11 protein-coding genes are annotated in these 17,949 nt (G+C 72.7%); 10 read left to right on the forward strand and 1 reads right to left on the reverse strand.

The window, feature by feature from the left end:
- Positions 1-74: 74 nt before the first annotated feature.
- The 5 genes from A7B18_RS12205 to A7B18_RS12220 all read left to right on the forward strand — a co-directional run bounded on the left by A7B18_RS12205 (position 75) and on the right by A7B18_RS12220 (position 4,402).
- The gene (locus A7B18_RS12205; protein WP_102126975.1) at positions 75-479 is read left to right on the forward strand and encodes a nuclear transport factor 2 family protein; all 405 of its coding nucleotides are present in this window, start codon (positions 75-77) and stop codon (positions 477-479) included.
- Positions 476-796, forward strand: a complete 321-nt coding sequence (locus A7B18_RS22000) for a hypothetical protein (protein ID WP_180970137.1) — start codon at positions 476-478, stop codon at positions 794-796. Before A7B18_RS12205 ends, A7B18_RS22000 begins: the two co-directional genes overlap by 4 nt.
- A gap of 76 nt (positions 797-872) precedes the next feature.
- Complete coding sequence (locus A7B18_RS22890) at positions 873-2,417, forward strand: diguanylate cyclase domain-containing protein (protein ID WP_102126976.1); 1,545 nt, start codon at positions 873-875, stop codon at positions 2,415-2,417.
- Positions 2,418-2,541: 124 nt separating this feature from the next.
- Complete coding sequence (locus A7B18_RS12215; protein ID WP_102126977.1) at positions 2,542-4,029, forward strand: hypothetical protein; 1,488 nt, start codon at positions 2,542-2,544, stop codon at positions 4,027-4,029.
- A 133-nt stretch (positions 4,030-4,162) separates the two neighbouring features.
- Positions 4,163-4,402 (forward strand): hypothetical protein, encoded by a 240-nt coding sequence (locus A7B18_RS12220; RefSeq protein WP_102126978.1) that lies wholly within the window; start codon positions 4,163-4,165, stop codon positions 4,400-4,402.
- 76 nt (positions 4,403-4,478) lie between these two features.
- Here A7B18_RS12220 and A7B18_RS12225 read toward each other — a convergent pair whose 3' ends face one another.
- Complete coding sequence (locus A7B18_RS12225; RefSeq protein ID WP_102126979.1) at positions 4,479-7,451, reverse strand: ATP-binding protein; 2,973 nt, start codon at positions 7,449-7,451, stop codon at positions 4,479-4,481.
- Between the two features lie 207 nt (positions 7,452-7,658).
- Here A7B18_RS12225 and A7B18_RS12230 point away from each other — a divergent pair, with 207 nt between their 5' ends.
- The 5 genes from A7B18_RS12230 (at position 7,659) to A7B18_RS12250 (ending at position 17,939) form a co-directional block, all read left to right on the forward strand.
- Entirely contained in the window at positions 7,659-10,274 is a 2,616-nt protein-coding gene (locus tag A7B18_RS12230) for a hypothetical protein (protein WP_102126980.1), read from the forward strand.
- Positions 10,275-10,280: 6 nt separating this feature from the next.
- A complete protein-coding gene (locus A7B18_RS12235; RefSeq protein ID WP_102126981.1) occupies positions 10,281-12,056 on the forward strand; it encodes a hypothetical protein in 1,776 nt (591 codons plus the stop codon).
- Positions 12,053-13,222, forward strand: coding sequence for a hypothetical protein (locus tag A7B18_RS12240; protein ID WP_102126982.1), 1,170 nt, complete (start codon positions 12,053-12,055; stop codon positions 13,220-13,222). The genes A7B18_RS12235 and A7B18_RS12240 overlap by 4 nt, the downstream gene beginning before the upstream one ends.
- Positions 13,209-15,449, forward strand: coding sequence for a hypothetical protein (locus A7B18_RS12245; protein WP_102126983.1), 2,241 nt, complete (start codon positions 13,209-13,211; stop codon positions 15,447-15,449). The genes A7B18_RS12240 and A7B18_RS12245 overlap by 14 nt, the downstream gene beginning before the upstream one ends.
- A 186-nt stretch (positions 15,450-15,635) precedes the next feature.
- Positions 15,636-17,939 carry a hypothetical protein gene (locus tag A7B18_RS12250; protein ID WP_102126984.1) on the forward strand — a complete coding sequence of 768 codons (2,304 nt, stop codon included), beginning with the start codon at positions 15,636-15,638 and terminating at the stop codon, positions 17,937-17,939.
- Positions 17,940-17,949: the final 10 nt, after the last annotated feature.

Raw genomic sequence — 17,949 nt, forward strand, 5'->3', positions numbered from 1 at the left:
GGTGTTTTTAGAAGGGGTCGACAGTCCGCGCCTCCTTTCCGCCTCCTGAGAAAGTTTCTGACCGGGGGAATCCCATGAGCGACGAACGACGTGACGCCTACCGCCTCGCCATGCAGGCCGGGGACCCCGAGGCGGTCGCCCGGAGCCTCGCGCCCGACGTGGTGATGCACGTCGCCGTCCACGATCAGCCCGTGGTGGGCCGGGAGGCCGCACGGCTGGTCTTCACCCTGCTGCGGGAGGTCTTCTCCGACTTCCGCTTCACCCGGGAATTCGAGGCCGGGGACGAGCGGGGGCTCGTGTTCGAGACCCGGGTCGAGGGCATTCCCTCCGAGGGGGTCAACCTCCTGCGCTTTGGTGAGCACGGCCTGATCCGGGAGTTCACGGTGATGCTCCGCCCGCTGTCCGCGCTCACCAGACTCGGGCGCTTCATGGGCCCCAGGATGGCGCGGCGCCCCGGCGCAGGGTCGGAGCAATCATGAACGTCCTGGCCTTCGGTACCCTGCTGGCGACCGGCTTCACGGCCTGCGCCGAGTTCGGGTCCTACGCGTTCGTGCACCCGGTGATCCGGCACCTGCCGCCCGAACAGCACCTGCGCGTGGAAAAGGGGCTGCTGCGGACCTTCGGGCGGGTGATGCCGACGCTCATGACGGCCTGCGTGGTGCTCTCGTGGAGCTTCGCGCTCACGCCCGCCTCCCGCTCCCCCCTGGCGCAGCGCCTGCTGGTGGCGGCGGCGGTGAGCCTCGGCGCGGCGCGGCGTGGGGGTGGCCGCCCGGATGCCGTGAGGAGACCCGGGTGAGGCAGGCCGCCTCCCGCCTTGTCAGAGCCGGGTGAGTCGTGGAAGGCTAGGGTCAGACGATCTTCCCCACGACCCTATGCCGCGCCGCTTCCTCCCCTCCCCCGGACGACCCGCCTGGACGGCGGGCGGGATCGCCGTGGCGCTCGTCGCGTTCGGCCTCGCGCACCAGGGGTGGCTGCTCTGGGGAGAGCCGCGGCACCAGACCGGGTGGGGGAATGCGCTGTACCTGCCCATCATGGGGCTCGCGGCGGCGATGTGCGCCCACGCGGCGCGGCGGCGGCGCGGGGCGCGGGCGGGGTGGGCGTGGCTGGGGGTGGGGCTCGCCCTGAACGCGGCGGGGGAGGTGATCTACGCGGTGCTGGACGCGCGGGGGTTAGAGACCTTTCCCTCGGCGGCAGACGTGGCCTTCCTCCTGCTCTACCCCGCGTGGGCGCACGGGCTCTCGCTCCTGACGCGCCAGCCCGGCGAGCCCCGGCAGAGCGTCGCCCTCACGCTCGACGTGCTGATCGGCGTCAGCGCGGCCCTGGCCTTCGCGTGGTACGCCTTTCTCGCGCCCGCCCTGCTCGCGCCGGAGCACCCGGTGACGGCGCGCGTGGTGAGCGCGGCCTATCCCCTGCTCGACCTCGTGCTGCTGGGCTGGCTCCTCGCGCTGCTGCTGCGCCGGGGCCACCTCCCGCCGCGTGACGTGCTGCTCGCGGTGGGGCTGGGCCTGTGGGTGACGGTCGATTTCGCGTTCCTGACCCTGGACGCGCGGGACGCCTACTTTCCAGGCCACCCCATCGACGCCCTGTGGGCGTGGGCGAGCGTGGCCTTCGGGCTCTCGGCGTGGGTGGACGCCCGGGCCACGGCGACCACCCGGCGGCTCACGCTGCCGCGCTCCGTGCAGATGGTCGTGCCCTACCTGGCACTCGCCCTGGCGGTGGGGCTAAACCTCGCCACGCGCCCGGAGGCGACGCCCGCCGCCCGGGGCGTGACCGTCGCCACCGCCCTGGTGACGCTGCTGGTGGCCCTGCGGCAACTGCTCGCCCTGCGCGAGAACCAGCGCCTGACCGCCGCGCTGGAGGCGAGCTACGGGGCCCTGGCGCACGCCGCGCACCACGACCCGCTGACGGGCCTGCCCAACCGGGCGCTGTTCGACCTGCGCCTGGAGGAGGCCGCGGTGGGCGCCCGGCGCGAGGGCCGCGCGCTCGCCCTGCTGTTCATCGATCTCGACGGCTTCAAGGCGGTCAACGACGCGCTCGGGCACGCCGCCGGGGACACGCTGCTCGTCCACGTCTCGGGGCGGCTGCGCGCGGCGCTGCGCGAGGGGGACACGGTCGCCCGGCTCGGCGGCGACGAGTTCGCGGTGATCTTGCCGGACGTGACCGGCCCCGACGAGGCGCTCCTGACGGCCCGGCGGGCGCGCGAGGCCATCGAGACGCCCCTCGTGCTGGGGGAGCAGGTCGCCCGGGTCAGCGCCTCGACCGGGGTGAGCTTTTCCCTCGGCGGTGGGGACCTCGTCGCCCTGTACCGCGAGGCGGACGAGGCGATGTACCACGCCAAGCGGGGCGGCAAGGCCCGCGAGCATCTGTCCACCGCCCCCCTGCCCGACTCTCACCTGCCCGGCGCGCTGCCGACCTGAGACGCGCCCCGGCTGCCGTGGTCTCCGCCGCCCGGCGTGACCTGCGCGCGGCCCCGCCCTCCCGTGAGGTCACACCCCCGACACGCGCTCCCACCTAAGCTCGCCCGGAAGGAGGAATACGGGCATGAGCGACCGGGAGAGGGTGGTGGAGACGGCACGCCGGGTGGCGGGCGGCGGGATGCTCGCCAGCCTGAGCAGTGACACGCGCACGCAGCCGCTGCTGTGCGCCCAGTTCGTGCGGCAGGTGGTGGAGGGCGCCCTGGGCCTCGGGGAGGGAGGCTGGCCCGTCGCCACCCGGGCGAGGACCATCGCCGACCGGGCCGGACGCGGAACGAGGAGGTCGCTCGACTACGAGCAGGCCGCGCGGGACCTCGGCCTGACGCACACGGGACCTCCCCGCCCCGGCGACGTGCTGTACTGGCCCTACGGGGAGTTCGGCCACACCGCCCTCTTCCTCGGCGAGGTGAGCGGCGTGGCCTGCATCGTGGAGAACACCAACGCGGGCCGCGGCACGCCCGTCTGGCCGGGCAGCCCGGTGCGCCTCACGCCGCTCGACCGGACGCCCCCCCCGACCACGGTCGCGGCGGTGTCGGCGGCGGCCCTGGAGGACGCGCCCGCCCCACTGGACCCTGCCGGCCCCGAGAGTCCCTACGCCCGCGCCCTGTACGACCACCTGCCGCGCCCCCGGCGCCAGCAGTTCCGCCGCCTGCTCGGCCTGGGGGACAACGACGGCAGGCTGACGCAGACGGTCTGGATGCTCGGGCGGTTTTGCGAGCGCGGCGCCCTGCCGCTCACGGACGCGGGGGTGGCGGCCTTCAAGCGGGGCCGGGGGTTGGGCGGCCCCACGCACGGCCCGGAGGCCATCGACGAGGCCACCGCGCAGGCGTACTGGGGGGCGCTGACCCTGCTCAAGCTGCTCCTGATCACGGGGGCCTTCGAGGGCGAGCACGGCTTCACGAACGTGGCGGGGAGCTTCGACGGGCAGGGGGTGTCCTTCGGGGTGCTGCAATGGAACTTCGGGCAGGGCACCCTCGCCCCGCTGCTGCTGGGGATGGAGGCGCGCGACCCAGGGGCGTTCGCGGCGATCTTCGGGGCGGACACGGCCCAGGTCCGCGCGGCGCTGGTGGGACCCCCGGCGGCGCAGGCGGCCTTCGCGGCGGGCCTCCAGGGGTCGGGCGGGCAGCTCCAGCCGCGCTGGAAGGACCGCTTTGTGCGGCTGGGGCTGCACGCCCCCTACCAGGACGTGCAACTGGAGGCGGCGGGCACCCGGCTGGAGGCCGCCAAGGGGCTCGCCCGCGAGTACGGGCTCGTCACCGAGCGCGGCCTGGCGCTGATGTTCGACATCATCACGCAAAACGGCGGGATCGCCGCCCGGACGCGGGAAGCCATCCAGGGGGCCGAGGCCGCCGAGCGGGCCCGGCTCGGCAGGCTGCTCGGCGAGATCGAGCGGCTGGGCCTCATCGCCCGCGAGCGGGCCGCCGCCGCCTCTCCCCGCTGGCAGGGGGACGTGCTCGCGCGCAAGCTCACCATCGTGCAGGGCCGGGGCACGGTCCACGGCACCCGCTGGGACCTCGGCTCGCAGTTCGGCCTGGGGGACGCGGCGTGGGCGTGAGGTCGGGCGGACCGCGCGCCCCTCCCTCCCGCCGCCGCGTGTCACGCTGGGGCCGTCCGGCGGAGGTAAGCCGCGCCGGTCCCGCTCGACCGCCCTCCACCCTTCCCTCTCACCACACGACAGGAGCAAGACCATGCCGGGAAACGAGAACATGACGTTGGCGGAGTTGATTCGGGCGGGCCTCGGGCTGGGGAGCGGGCAGGAGCGGCGCTTTACCGCCACGCTCGACGGGGGCGAGGTCTACGAGGTGCGCCTGTTCTCGCAGGCGAGGCCGGGCACCGAGGGGGACCGGGGGGTAGGCGTCATCGAGGACCGGCAAATGGGGCCGGGAACGCGAAAGACGCTCGGGCTGGAGCTGACCCGGCGTTCCTGACCTGGGGACACGTCGGCCCGGCGGGGAGGGCCTGGACCGGGCGAGGGGGCGACCCGGGCCCGACCGCTCGGCGCCCTCAGCCCCAACGCGGCAGGGCGGGGCTCTCCTCGGGCTGGGCGACGATCTCCCGAACGGTCGCCAGGAGGCGTTCTTCGACGTCCTCGTCTTCGGCGTCCGCCCCCTCCGGCTCCCCGTCGGCGGACAGGTCGAGACCCGAGAGCGCGGCCCGGGCCTGGGCGGCGAGCCGTCCGGCGGAGGCGGGGTGCCCGATCACGAGGCGCAGCAGGAAGGCGGCCCGGGCGTCTTGGTGCTCGCGGACGCTGATCTGCGCCATGCCCTCCAGGTCTTGCAGCAGCAGGGGCCACTCCCGGGTCGGCCACGCCGCGCTCAGGCTGCGCACGAACAGGGCCCGCGCCTCGGCGAGGTGGCCCTGGGCGAGCTTGATCCGGCCCAGGGTTTCTAACACCTCGGCCACGACCGGCCCGCGCTCGGTGGCCTGTGCGAGGGTCAGCGCCTCCCCCGCGTAGGTCTCGGCCTGGGGGAAGTGCCCGAGCTGGCCGGTCACGAGCGCCAGGTTGTTCAGGAAGTAGGTCACCTCCACCGGGGAGGCCAGTTCGCGGGCGGTGGCGAGTCCCTGCTCCAGCACCCCCCGCGCCTCCTCCAACCGCCCGCTGAGGATCAGGAGCCCCCCCAGGTTGTTGAGCACCCGCGCCGTCTCCGTCAGGTGCCCGCGCTCGCGGCTGAGGTGCAGGGCCTGTCCGTAGCAGTGCTCGGCCCGCTCGTGGTGGCCCAGCCACTGCTCGGCGATGCCCAGCAGGTTCCACAGGCGGGAGGCCTCGGGGCTTCCCTGCGCCTCGGCCAGCCTCAGGGCCCCTTCCCAGTACCCCCGGGCCTCGCCGTAGCGCCCGCGCCGCCGCTCGACCACGCCCAGGGCGCCCAGCCCGGCCATCCTCGCCCACGGGGAGGCGCCCCCCGCGAGGTCCAGGCCGCGCCCGGCGAGCGCGCCCGCCTCCGCCACGGCGCCCAGGTTCAGGGCGAGTTCGGCCTGGTGGATGAGGAGTTCGCCCAGCGTCGCCGGGTCGCCGCCCGGGCGGGCCTCCAGGTCCCGGACCGCCGCCGCCAGGAACTCGATGCCCTCGCGGTAGCGGCCCGTGCGGGCGAAGAAGACCCTCAGCGCGTGGGCGGCCCCCCGCAGGGAGGCGAACTCGCCCTGAGCGGCGGCCCACTCCCAGGCGGCGCGCAGGTTCTCGAAGTCCGCCTCCAGTTCCCGCAGGGCCGCGCGCTGCCCCGGCCCGGCGAGGGCCCCCTCCGACCCGGCGAGCAGCCGCAGGAAATAACGGGCGTGCGCCTCCTGCACCTCGGCCTGCTCGGCGGGGTGCCCCGCGAGCTTCTCGGCGGTGTAGTCGTAGAGCAGGGGATGGCGACCGTAGCGGGCTCCGGGGACCGGAAGCAGCAGCGACTTGTCGATCAGCGCGGCGAGGAGCGGCAGGGAGGCCCCGGCCACCTCGGCGGCGGCCCCCCGCCGGAAGGGGCTGCGGAAAACCGAGAGCCGCGCGAGCACCGCCTGTTCGCGCTCGCCCAGCAGCCGCCACGAGTGCTCGAACACCACCCGCAGGCTGGCGTGCCGCGCGGGGCCGCGCCCATTCGCGTCGGTCAGGAAGTCGAGCCCGCGCCGCAACTCCGCGAGCAGTTCATTCACCGGCAGCACCCGCGTCCAGGTCGCCGCGAGTTCGATGGCGAGCGGCGAGCCGTGGACGAGACGGCACAGCTCCAGCACGTCGGGCAGGGTCTGGGGCGTGAGGGCAAACCCCTGCCCGCTGCGCCGGGCGCGCACGGCGAAAAGCCGCACCCCGGGGTGGTCCTCCCCGGACGCGTGGCGGTCTGTGGGAGAGAGCCCCTCCAGCGGCAGCACCCACTCCTCCTGCACGTTGAGCCGCTCGCGCGACGTGACGAGGAGCTTGAGGTGCGGGCAGGCTTCGAGGAGGGTGACGAGCCCCCCCGTCATCCCGACGAGGTGCTCGAAGTTGTCGAGCACGAGCAGCAGCCGCAGCGGCGCGAGGAGGCGGGCCACCTGCCGCAGGGGGTCTTCCGGGCCCCCCAGGAAAAGCCCCAGCGCCTCCGCGACGGCGGAGATCAGGTTCGCCGGGCTCGTCACCGGGGCGAGGTTCACGCACACCACCCCGTCGGGGAAGGCGCCGCTCTCCCGCAGGGTGCCCGCCGCCTGCACCGCGAGGCGCGTCTTGCCCATGCCGCCCAGGCCCACCACCGTCAGGAGGCGGCACGCGGGGTCGAGCATCAGGCGCTCTATCTCCCGCACCTCGTCCTCGCGGCCCACGAACGAGGTGCCGAAGGTCGGAAGCTGCGAGCGCACTGGGGGCAGCGCGGGCGGGGGCGAAGGGGCCGCCTCCGGACGCCGCGCCTCCTCCGTGACGAGGGGCAGGGTGACGCCGTAGCGCTCGGCCTCGCGCCGCACCTCCGCCGCGTAGGGGCTGTGACCGGGCCGCAGCAGGAGGTACAGCCGCCGCAGCTCCTCGGCCTCGGGCTCGGGGGCGCCGGGCAGCAGGTAGGCGGTCTCGGCGTGGCGCACGGCGAGGCCCCCCTGCCCGCGTGAGGCCGCCGCCTCCCCCAGCGCGAGGAGGGCGACCCGCACCCGCGCGGCCAGCACCTCGCGCGTGCGGTAGACCCACTCCTCCAGCTCGGCGCTCGGGTCCTCGAGGTCGAGGCCCTCCAGAAAGCGGCCCCGGTACAGCTCGACCACCCGCCCCGGCTCCCCCGCCTCGGAGGCCGCGAGCAGCTCGTGGGCGTCGGTGGGCACGCAGGCGGCGACCCGCGCCCCCTGGGCCGTGAAGCTGCCCGGCGCCCCCGCCCGCAGGCGCCTGAGGGCCACCCGCAGGCTGTTGGCGGCGTCGGCGGCGTTCGGCCAGAAGAGGTGGTGGAGGTGCGCCCGCTCCTTGGGGCCTTCGAGGGACAGGTAGGCCAGCAACAACAGGAGTTTGGGCTGTTGCCGGGGGCTGTCTTGCAGCCTGAGTCCGCCCAGGGTGCACAACATGCCCCCATCGTAGTCCTTTGTAGCCGATGTGCCATCCGCCAAAGTGACAGCCGCCAATGTGACCACCCAGGTCACGCCCGGGACACGGGGGGGCGGGCAACGTGGGCACACGGAGATTCGCCCCCACGGAAAGGGCGCGGCACGGAACGACCGACGTGCCCCGCCCCTCCCGTGCCGTGCCCGCCCCCCGCCCCCGGAGGAGACCCCATGACTGCCCTGACCCGGTTCAAGCTCGCCCAGCTCGACACCACCCTCGCCGTCTCCGCGCTGCTGGGGCAGGTCGCCGACCTCACCCCGCGTGCTCCATCCGCCCGGGGTCGGCCCCGCGCCGAGCTGCCCGTCCCCGTGACGCTGGGGACGGACGTAGCCGACACGGTGCTCTTCGAGGACCCGGCGAACCGGGAGGCGCGCCTCTGGCTGCCCCGCTACGCGCTGGCGACCGAGGAGACCTCGGGGGGCACGCACTACCGGGCGCGGCTGGCGGCGCAGGGCGGCGGGTGGCGGCTCGACCTCACGCTGCGGCGGTACGCCGCCCCCGAGCTGGGCGCCCTCCCGGCGGACGCCCGGGTGCTCGACCACCGTGTGGAAGCCCGGCTGCGCTGGGAGAGGGGCGGCGTGCTGCGTGAGCGGCCCCTGACCGAGCGGAGCGAGAATCCCGACGGGACCCTGGGCCTCGCCCTCACCGTGGGCACCCTGCCCGAGCGCGACGAGCTGTACACGGCGCTGACGACCCCCGAGGGCAAGGCCACGTTGATCGTCACGCGCGCGGTGCGGGTGGCCGTGCGGGTGCCCGACGAGCCCGCGCCCGTGGTCCGCCCGCACAAGTGGAAGGGGGGAGCCTTCGACGAGGACCCAGGTCCGCGCTTCCCCTCGCGCCGGTGGAGGGGGGGACTCTTCGTGGAAGAACCGAACCCCCGCCTCCCCCCGCGCCGGTGGCCGGGAGGGGCCCTCGACGAGGACTCGGCCACGCGCCCCCACCTTCCGGTCCCGGTGGTCGCGCGGCTCGCGGGGCGCGGGGTCGGCCCCGGCCTGGCCCAGGGGCGGGCGGTGACCGGGCTGATCCCGCTCCAGCCCCTCCATGTGCGGCCCAGGCCCGACCTCTCCGACCTTCTCGTCCGGCCCGACCGCATCCCGCCCCTGATCGTGAAACCCGCGCTGGCGACGCCGCAGCTCACGGTGGGCGAGCCCGAGGTCTTCGACCAGGGGGGCGAACTCTGGGCCCGCTACCCCCTGCGGGTGACGAACGCCGCCGAGTACGGGGACGACCTCTTCGCGCCCTCGCCCGACCTGCCGCCCTGCGGGGCGAACGCCAACTCGGCGCGGACCTGGGTGGACATCTTCGACGCGGGCAACACGCGGCTCTACGGCTTCTGCGCGCTGGGGCGGGCGCGGGACCTGGAGGGGCTCTGGGTGGCGGTGCGCGCGCACTCGCGGCCCGCCGGGGTCAGCGTCGAACTCGTGGACCGCCGCGCGGGGCTCTCGGCGCGCTCGGCCACGGTGGCGCTGCCGCCCCTCGACCTCTTCGAGGTGGTGGAGCGCACGCTTACGGGGGAGGAGGCGCTGCTCTTCCACCCCGGCCTGCACGCTTACGTCTTCCCCGGGCTGGGCACGCCGACCGGGGGCGGGGGCGGGGGCAGCCTGATTCCCCGGACCGTCCCTTTCGGCGGCGCCTCCCACCGCTACTACCAGGACGGGGTGCGCCCCGAGCTGTTCTACACCCTGCCCGACAGCTTCAAGCTCGCGCGGGAGGACGACCCGCCCCGGCGACCCCGGCTCACCCTCGAATGTCTCGCCCCGGACCGCTACCGCCTGACCTTCGTGGCCCGGCCCACGTTCGACCTCGACCGGCTGGAGGACGCCCGCTTGGGGCTCGCTCGCCATCTCCCGGCGGGAAAGGCGGGGCCCGTGCGGCTGGAGCCCTTCCACACCTCGCACGTGGAATTCGTGCCCGCCGAGGCGGGGCTATACGCGGGAGGCAGCGTCCAGACCACCAATCTCGGCGAACTGCGGGGAACGGTGGAGCTGGAGGGCGAGGCGTTCGCGCGGGTCTGGGACGAGCTGACGGGGGCCCTCCCGGTCAGCCTGGGCGGCAAGCTGCGCGCGGAGGTCGGCGGCCTCCCCGCCGAGGAGGTGCCCGTCGCCTTGCGGCTGGACGACACCGTGGGCGAGTGCGTCGCCGTGACGGCGGAGCCCGACCCCGACTCGGGCGGCTACCGGGTGCGGCTGATCAACGCCCTTGAAAGCCCGCTGCGCCTGGGGCAGCCCACCCCCTTCGTCGCCTCCCGGCGGGCCCCGGAGGAGGGGCTGCGCCCGGCGCGGTGGGAGAAGTTCGTCGCCCTCGCCGACCTCCTCGCGCCCGGCGACGAGGCGCGGGGGCTGCTCAAGCCCGTCGCCGACGTGCCGCTGGCGGACTTCGTGCCCGTGATCGACACCGACCGGGTGCGCGCGGTGCCCGACCTGGAGCGGATCACCCAGGGGATGCTCGTCGGCGTCGTGCGGACCTTCGGGCGGGTCATCACGGTCGAGACGCCCGCTGACCTGTTCGCGGCACCCTCCGACCCCGCGCGCCCCGAGCGGCGCCTTCTCGTCATCCACGTCCACTTCGAGGGCGGGGACACGGCGGAGTTGCTGCGCCCCGCCGACCCCGGCGTGCTGCTCGTCCGGGGCGAGGCGACCGTGATGTACCCCCTGCTCGACCTGCTGCTGGGCCGCCCCCCGGGCGAGTACCGCTACCGGGTGCTGCCCGTCTACACCGACGGCCCCGGCCAGCCGGGCGAGTGGAGGGCGGCCTCCACCGACCTCCTGAGCGTCGGGCTCGGTTGAGGACGGATGACGATGCGGCCCGACTTCCAGTTCGAGACCCAGGGGGAGGGGTGCCTCGTGTACCCGACCCACGGCGGCGCGGGGCCGCACTGGGTCACCCCGCGCGGCGTGGTCTTCGCCCCCGGCGAGGACGGCCTGCCCGACTTCCGGCTGGCCCTGCTGCGCGCCCCCGGCCCGTTCGCCCGCACCTCGACCCGGCTCGACCTGCGGCTGGAGGCCGCGTACGACCTCGCGGGAGCGGGGGAGCAGTTGGTCGTGCCGCCGTCCTTCCTCGCGCCGCTCCTGCCCATGTCCGGACACCTGCGGCTTTCCCTGCCTCTTTCCGGGGCGGGGTTGAACGAGACGCTGAGCGTCCCCCTCGCCTGGAACGGCCTGGGGCGGGCGCGGGTGACGTGGCGGCTCAGCGCGGAGGCGGGCGCGGTGCTGCGCGGGGCACTCCTGGGGGGCACCCTGGCCCTCGCGGCGAACGTCGTGCTGGCCCTGCGGGGGGTGGCGGCACGGGGCACGGGGGCCGTCACCTTCGACCCACGAGCCCTCGTGCGTGCCCTCTCCGGCGTGCGCGACGAGCGGGGCCGCACCACATATGAAGCCCTGCAAACCTTCGTCCGCGAACCCTGGGCGGGCCAGCCGTGGCGCTGGCACTCCCAGGGAGCAGGCGACCCTGCGCCGTGGGCCGCCCTCCTCGACCGCTGCCTCGCGCGCTTCGCCCGGCTGGCCCCGCCTGAGGATGGTGACCTTTCCCCTGCCCTGACGTTCGACGAGCCCCCGCCCGGGGAGATGACCTGGCCGCTTGACGACGTGGTGGAGACGTGGCGGCCCGTGGCGCTGGAGTGGCGGCCCCTCGACGGGCTGCGCGCCGGGGGAGCGGACCCGTCGCGCTTCGTCACCCTGGCGACGGCCCCGCCCGTGCCGCACGGCTTCGTGCCGCTGGAGGCGGTCGGCAACCTGCCGGGCGGGCGGGTGAACGTGCCGCAGGTCGGCGTACATGTGACGGCGGCGCCCCGGCCCCCCGCGAGGCCGCAGCCCGTCCAGGCGACGCTGGTGCTGGAACCGCCCCGCGACACGGCGACTACGACCCTGCGCCTCCTGCCCGGTGAACCCCTGACCTACACGGCCCGCCCCTACCTCCTGCTGTCGAGCCTCGTCGGGAGCAGACCCACGACCCGCGTGCTGACGGGCTCGCCTCTCACCGGGACGGGCGAGACCCTCGAACTCGGCGCGGCGGAATTGCCTGCAAAGTTCTGCCCCCTCGCCGCCGAGCCCGCGCTCCTCGAACGGGCGGTCCTGACGGGCACCGTGACCTGGACGGAGGGAGCAGGGGAACACCACGTCCCCGTCCGGCTGGACCGTGCCCGCCCGGAGGTATGCGTGGCCGTGCCAACCGGAGCGGAACCCGCCCTGCGGCTGAGGGCCGAGTCGGTGACGGGTGGCGCCGCCCTCGACCTTCCCGAGCTCGACGTGGGCGAGCGGCTCCTCACTCTCTGGCACCTGCCGGGCTTCGGGGCACAGACGGTGCGCTTCATCTGGGTGCCGACGGGCGATGCGCCGGGCTTGGACGTGGAAGTCGAGAGCGAGGCGGGCGGCCCGCACACCCGTCTGCACCTGCGCCGCGACCGACCGGGGGCCGAGTGGTCCTACGTCGTGGACGATCCCTTCCGCCCCCGTTACCGCTTCCGGGTGCTGCCGGACGGCGCGTGGTCGCCGCTGCTCTCGCCCCTGGACACGCGCGAGGTGACGCTCGCCCTCCCCTACCCCGACCCCAGCGAGGAGGTTTCCAGATGATCCGAGCCGACCCGACCGAAGTCGCCGTCTACCCCGACCCGAACGACCCGCAGCGCTTCTTCTACGTGCCCGGCGAGCCCGTGCCCGAACTCGGCCCGAACGGCGCCCCAGCCCTCACGCTGCTCCTCGCGGACGCGGCCTCCCGCTTACAACTCGGCGCACGGTGGACGGTGGACGGGGCGACGCTCGACCGCCTGCGCCGCCGGGTGGCCTCCGAGCACCCGGAGCTGGACCCGGCGAGGATCGACCTTCAGCCTGCCCCCGCCCGCGTCCGGGAGGTCGCGCTCCTGCTCCGGGACGCAGGGGGCACCCGGCGCGACCTCGCCCACGCCACCTCCTCCGGCTTCACCCCGCACACGGCCCTCTTCGCTGTACCGCTCGCCTCCGAGGAAGAACGCCTCACGGCCCTGCGCGCCGTCCACGGCACCGAGGACGTGCTGGGCGTGCGCTACACGGCGGACGTGCTCGGCGAGGGCGGTCAGTGGCAGACCGTCACGCGCGAGGGCGACGTGGGGCGCTGGTTCCGGGGTCTGTCTGCCGACGGACACCTGCTCTTCGCCCCCGGCGTGAGTCCGACCAAGCCCGTCTCCCCTCCCCCGGACCTCCCCAGCAGCGTGACCTTCCAGGTCCAGGCGCGCGCCCGCGACATGCCGGTCGCCTTCGTGACGGTCACTTGGGGCACGGAGACGGCCACCCTGCGCCCGCCCGACTTCGCGCCCGGCTCGCTCGGCACGTCGAAGGGTCCGGTGGAGGTCACCACCCGCTACATGGTAGGCGGCGGGCCGTACACGACCCGGCTCACGCCGACTGGCGACACCTGCGACCTGGGCCCCACCGACCTCGGTCTGTGCGAGGTGGTGCTCGACGCCGAGAGGTGCCCCTCCCAGGGCGTGCGCGAGGTGCGCGCCCAGATGACCTACCGCCCCGACGGGGACGGCCCCGGCGACGAACGCACGGTCTATTTGCGCGGCGGGACATGGACGGATCGCTGGTGGCTCGTGACCCGCGCGCCGGACCTCGCCGGAACGCTGGAGGTGAAGCTCAAGATCACGCGCACAGACGGCACCACCCTCGACCCTCCCCGCTTCAGCCGGAAGGACCCCTTCATCACCATCCCGCTCCCCGACGACGGGGAAGTCCAGGAGGACAACCATGATTCGGATTGACCAGCAGCTCATGCTCAAGGAAGTGCCCGACGTGACGATCTGGCGCGACGACGCCCTCGAACACGTCTACTACGTCCTGCCGACCACACCGCGCTTCCGGCTCCAGGGCGGCAAGCCCGTGTTCAAGTTCATCAAGTACCGGATGCCGAAAGACCGCGCGGACGGCAAGAAGGGCGGCGGCTTCGTCTTCTTCGATACGGAAATCGCGGTGCCCGACGACCAGCTCGCCAAGGTGACCGAACTGCTCCAGGCCGACCTGGAGAAGAAGCACAAGGAGGCGCACCGCCCCGGCCCGGCCCCCAAGGTGCAGTTCGGCACGATGACGTACACGCGCGGCACCGTCAGGTTGCTGCTGGAGGAAAACGGCGTCCTCGTCGAGAAGGTGCGCGGGGCGGGCAAGCCCTCGCTGTACGGCAACAACGTGGCGGCCTTCATGGTCGAACTCTCGCCCGAGGGCGCCACGGTGATCGAGGCGGCGATGCAGGGGCAGGGCGCGTCCGCCGTGCAGGTGGTGTACGACCTCCACTTCTGGGTGAAGCTGCCGCCCATCCTCGCCGTGGTGGACTTCGACGCCTCCAAGTTCTACGACTACGCGAAGTCGGTGGACCTGGAGGTCAGCATGTGGACGGAAGACCACTACCGTGAGGAACTGCGCGAGGTGCTGCGCGAGAGCCAGTCGGGCACCGCGCGCGTGGAGGCCAACTTCACCCTCAACGACCCCGAGGCCGACCGCAAGCTCAAGGACAAGCTGCGCGACTGGGCCCAGCGGATGCTCGAGGACACCCTGACCCGCGTGGCCCAGCAGGCGGCGGCCCCGGCGGGACCCGGCGGCCCCATCGACTCGCAAAAGCTTTTCGACAAGACGCTCGATGACCTCGGCGGCGACGACCTCGACAACTTCGATCAGGTCATCAAGCAGCGCAAGTTCGTCAACTTCCACTACGAGTTCCGCGAGGACTCCGCGACCGAGTGGAACCTCGCCCCACAGGGCACGCTGCCGACCCTCACCACCCTCAAGGACGACCGGGGCCAACCGATCAAGTGGGCGGACTACTCGCTGCTCATCGACGCCGACGACCCCTTCTTCAGGCAGCTCAACATCAACGCGCAGGTCAACGCCGACTTCACGGGGTTGCCGCTGCACAGCGTCGAGCTGCACGTCGAGTACCCCAAGGCGAACGGCGGCAAGGAAATGTACGACTACCGCTTCACGACGCCGAACGAGACCGCCAAGTTCAACCCCTTCCTGGAGGGCAACTCCCAGAAGTACACCTACGACTACGAGGTGAACTACAAGGGCCAGAGCCGCAGTTTCCGCTCCAAACCCGTGACCACGGAAGACCAGTACCTCACGATCAACCTCGACGACACCGGCATCTTCAACATCGACACGGTGAGCGGCGACATCGACTACGAGCAGGTCAAGTTCGCCCAGGTGGACCTGCGCTACCCCGCCGGGGCCGCGACGCCGCTCGTGCAGGAGAAGTTCACCCTCGACAAGACGACCCGCACCCACCGCACCCAGAAGGTCGTCTTCGAGACGGTGGACCGGCCCTACGAGTACCGGGTGAAGTACGTGCTCGACGGCGGCAAGGAGATCGAGACGGGCCCGGTCACCGACGCCGCGCGGCCCCTCATGCTCAACGACCCCTTCGTGGAGACGCGCTCGGTGACGGTGCGGGCGACGGGCAACCTCAAGGAGAAGGTGCAGACCATCTTCGTGGATCTCGTGTACGAGGACACGGCGAACGGGTACCGCCAGGCCAAGTCCATCGCGCTCGACACGAACACGCCCGCCGAGGAGTGGCTGATCCCGATCCTCGCCGGGTCCACGGGAACCCTGAAGTACACGGGCACCATCCGCTACTTCGACGGCACGGAAGAGCCCATCCCCGAGACGATGGACACCCGCCCCACCATCCTGGTGGGCCCCAGCGTGCGCGACCGCCTCGCCGTGACCGTGCTGCCCGACTTCATGTTCGACAGCGCCGACGTGCGCCTCGTGAAGGTGGCCCTGAACTACGACGACGGGAACGGCGTCAAGGAACGCAAGGACTTCACCTTCCGCCCCGGCGACCACGACCCTATGGAATGGACGGTGGACCTCAAGGACCAGACGAAGACCGAGTACGACTGGGAGGCGATGTTCTTCCTCAAGCCCAGCGGCCAGAAGAAGGCGGGCGGGCGGACGAGCGAGCTGACCTTGATTCCGGAGCTGCCTGCTTGAGGGAAGGGGGGGGGGCGGGGGAATTGGCTTTCCTCGCCGCGTACTCCCCCCCTCCCAACCTCCCCCACGAGGGGGGAGGAGGAAAAGAGCATAAGCCTGAGCGTTCTTCTCCCTCCCTCCTTGTGGGGGAGGGGGGGAACCGTCCACGCCCCCCGACCCCCTTCGGTCCCACTTTTCGGAGGCCCCATGCTCTACCTCAAACCCCCCTACCACCTCATCCACGGCGTCACCGTCTTCCGCGACCACGAGGACCCGCTCCAGTTCTACTTCCTGCCCGCCGCGCCGCGCCTGACGATGCTGAAGGACGAGGGCGGCCAGCGCATCCCGCAGTTTCAGCTCATCAAGTTCCGGGGGCTGGCCGGGAACGGCGGCTTCCTGAACTTCGACGTGAACCTCGGCGTGCCGGGGGAGACGCTGGAGGAGGTGCGGCGCGAGTTACGGAGCCAGGAGCGGCTGACCCAGGACCCCCGTCTCTCGCCCGTCCTCCTCGAAGACGGCAGCGTGAAAATGATGCTGTTCGGCAAGCAGTCTCCCGCGCCGACGCCGCCGAATCCCACTCCCGGCCCGACTCCGGCCAACCCGGCCACGCCGACCGGACCCCAGTTCGTCCTCAAGATCGACCACCACGCCAAGCCCTCGCTGTACGGGGACAACCAGGCGGCGTTCTCGGTGCAGCTCGACAAGGAGGGCGTGACCGTCCTCGAACAGGCGATGAAGGGTGAGATGTCGCCCATCGGGATCGTGTACTCGCTCGACTACCTCGCGCTGCGGCCCGCGTACAACGTGCGGCTCTCGGTGGACTGGGAGCGGACCCAGCACCACTTCGAGGAACACTTCGGGGTGGACGCCCTCTTCTTCCAGGCCGACATCGACAAGGTGGTGGACGAGCTGATCGACAAGCGGGTGATCGTGCTGGAGGCCGATACCTTTATCCCGGAGGGCGACGAGGACGGCGTGTCGGGCCGCCGCGACCAGGCACTCGATCAGGTGCGGGACATGATCACCGACGCCTTCTTCACGCCCTCGCTCAACCCCTACGAGGAGAAGCGCGACGGCTGGGACAGGGCGTCGGACTTCCTCGACCGCCTCTCGCAGGGTCCGGCGGGCGGGCAGGACGCCCTCTTCAGCTACAGCCGCCTCGACTACACCCGCATCGACCGCAAATCGCTGAACATCTCCATCAGCGAGCGCACCACCGTCAAGCGCTCGATCTCCCCGCAGGGGCACCTCAGCGGCCTCTTCCGCACCCTCACGCGCGAGGGGCTGGACCCCGAGAAGTTCATCCTCGGGGTGGACCTCGACGACCCGTGGTTCGAGCGGCGGCGCGTGAAGATCGTCGGGCGCTCGGACTTCGCGGCGGACGGGATCAACTCGGTGAACGTGCGGCTGCGCTACGGCGGCCAGCTCAAGAACGTGCTGCTGGACGCCAACAAGCCCACCGCCGAACTCGACTGGGCGAGCGTCGTGCGTCGGGACGGCTCCATGACCCGCGAGGTGGAGGCCGAGTACACCGTCAACTTCAAATCCACGGACGGCGGCGAGCGGCCCGCCCAGTTGACCTCCAAGCCCTTCACCCTGGAAGGAGACCGCCTGGAGATCGACCCCCGCGCGGACGGGCTCTACACCCTGGACACCGTGCCCATCGTCGCGCTCAACTTCCCCTGGGAGCGTTACCCGGTGGTCGAGGTCCACCTGCGCTACACCGACGCGCCGAACGGCATCCGCCAGTCCGATACCTTCCTGCTGCGCCAGGACAAGACGGAGGACCGCTGGCAACGCTTCATCCGCGACCCGGAGAAGGCGGGCTTCCTCTCCCAGATCATCTGCCGGGCGGCGGACGGGCGCGACGAGACCGGCGAGTGGACCTCCTCCACCGACGACCAGATCATCATCCGCGACCCCAACCCGCGCAAGCACGTTCTGGCCGTCGTGCCCAACTTCCGCTGGTCGGAGGTGGACCGCGCCTTCGTGGACCTGCGGTACGAGGACCGGGCGAACGGCGTGCAGCAGGCTGAGTCCTTCGAGTTCTCCGAGACGCAGGCCGCCACCCGCTCCTTCGTGGTGGACCTGGAGGACCCGGAGCGGCGCGAGGTGAGCTACACGGTCACGGTGCTGTTCAAGGACGGGCGCACGCTGGAGATTCCGCGCTCGGTGACGCGCGCCCCCCGCGTGATCGTGTCGTCGCAGATGCGCGGCCACCGCGTGATCCAGGTGCGCCCGCCCGCCTCCGCCGCCTTCGGGCAAAAGCGCCTGAAGTCCGTCCTCGTCTCGCTGCGCTACAGCGATGCCGACCACCGCCTGAGCTACCGCGACGAGTTCACCTTCACGCCGAACACGCCCGAACCCCAGTTCTTCGAGTTCGACTACGTGGACCCCAACAAACAGCGCTACGCCTTCGACCTCAAGTACACCTTCGTCAACAACCTCAACCGCACCGTGCCCGACCAGATGAGCGGAGACGGGCTGTTGCAGGTGCCGGTGCCCGCCTGAATCTTTTTGC

Origin of the sequence: Deinococcus planocerae (assembly GCF_002869765.1) — a bacterium.
GTDB classification, from domain to species: Bacteria; Deinococcota; Deinococci; order Deinococcales; family Deinococcaceae; genus Deinococcus; species Deinococcus planocerae.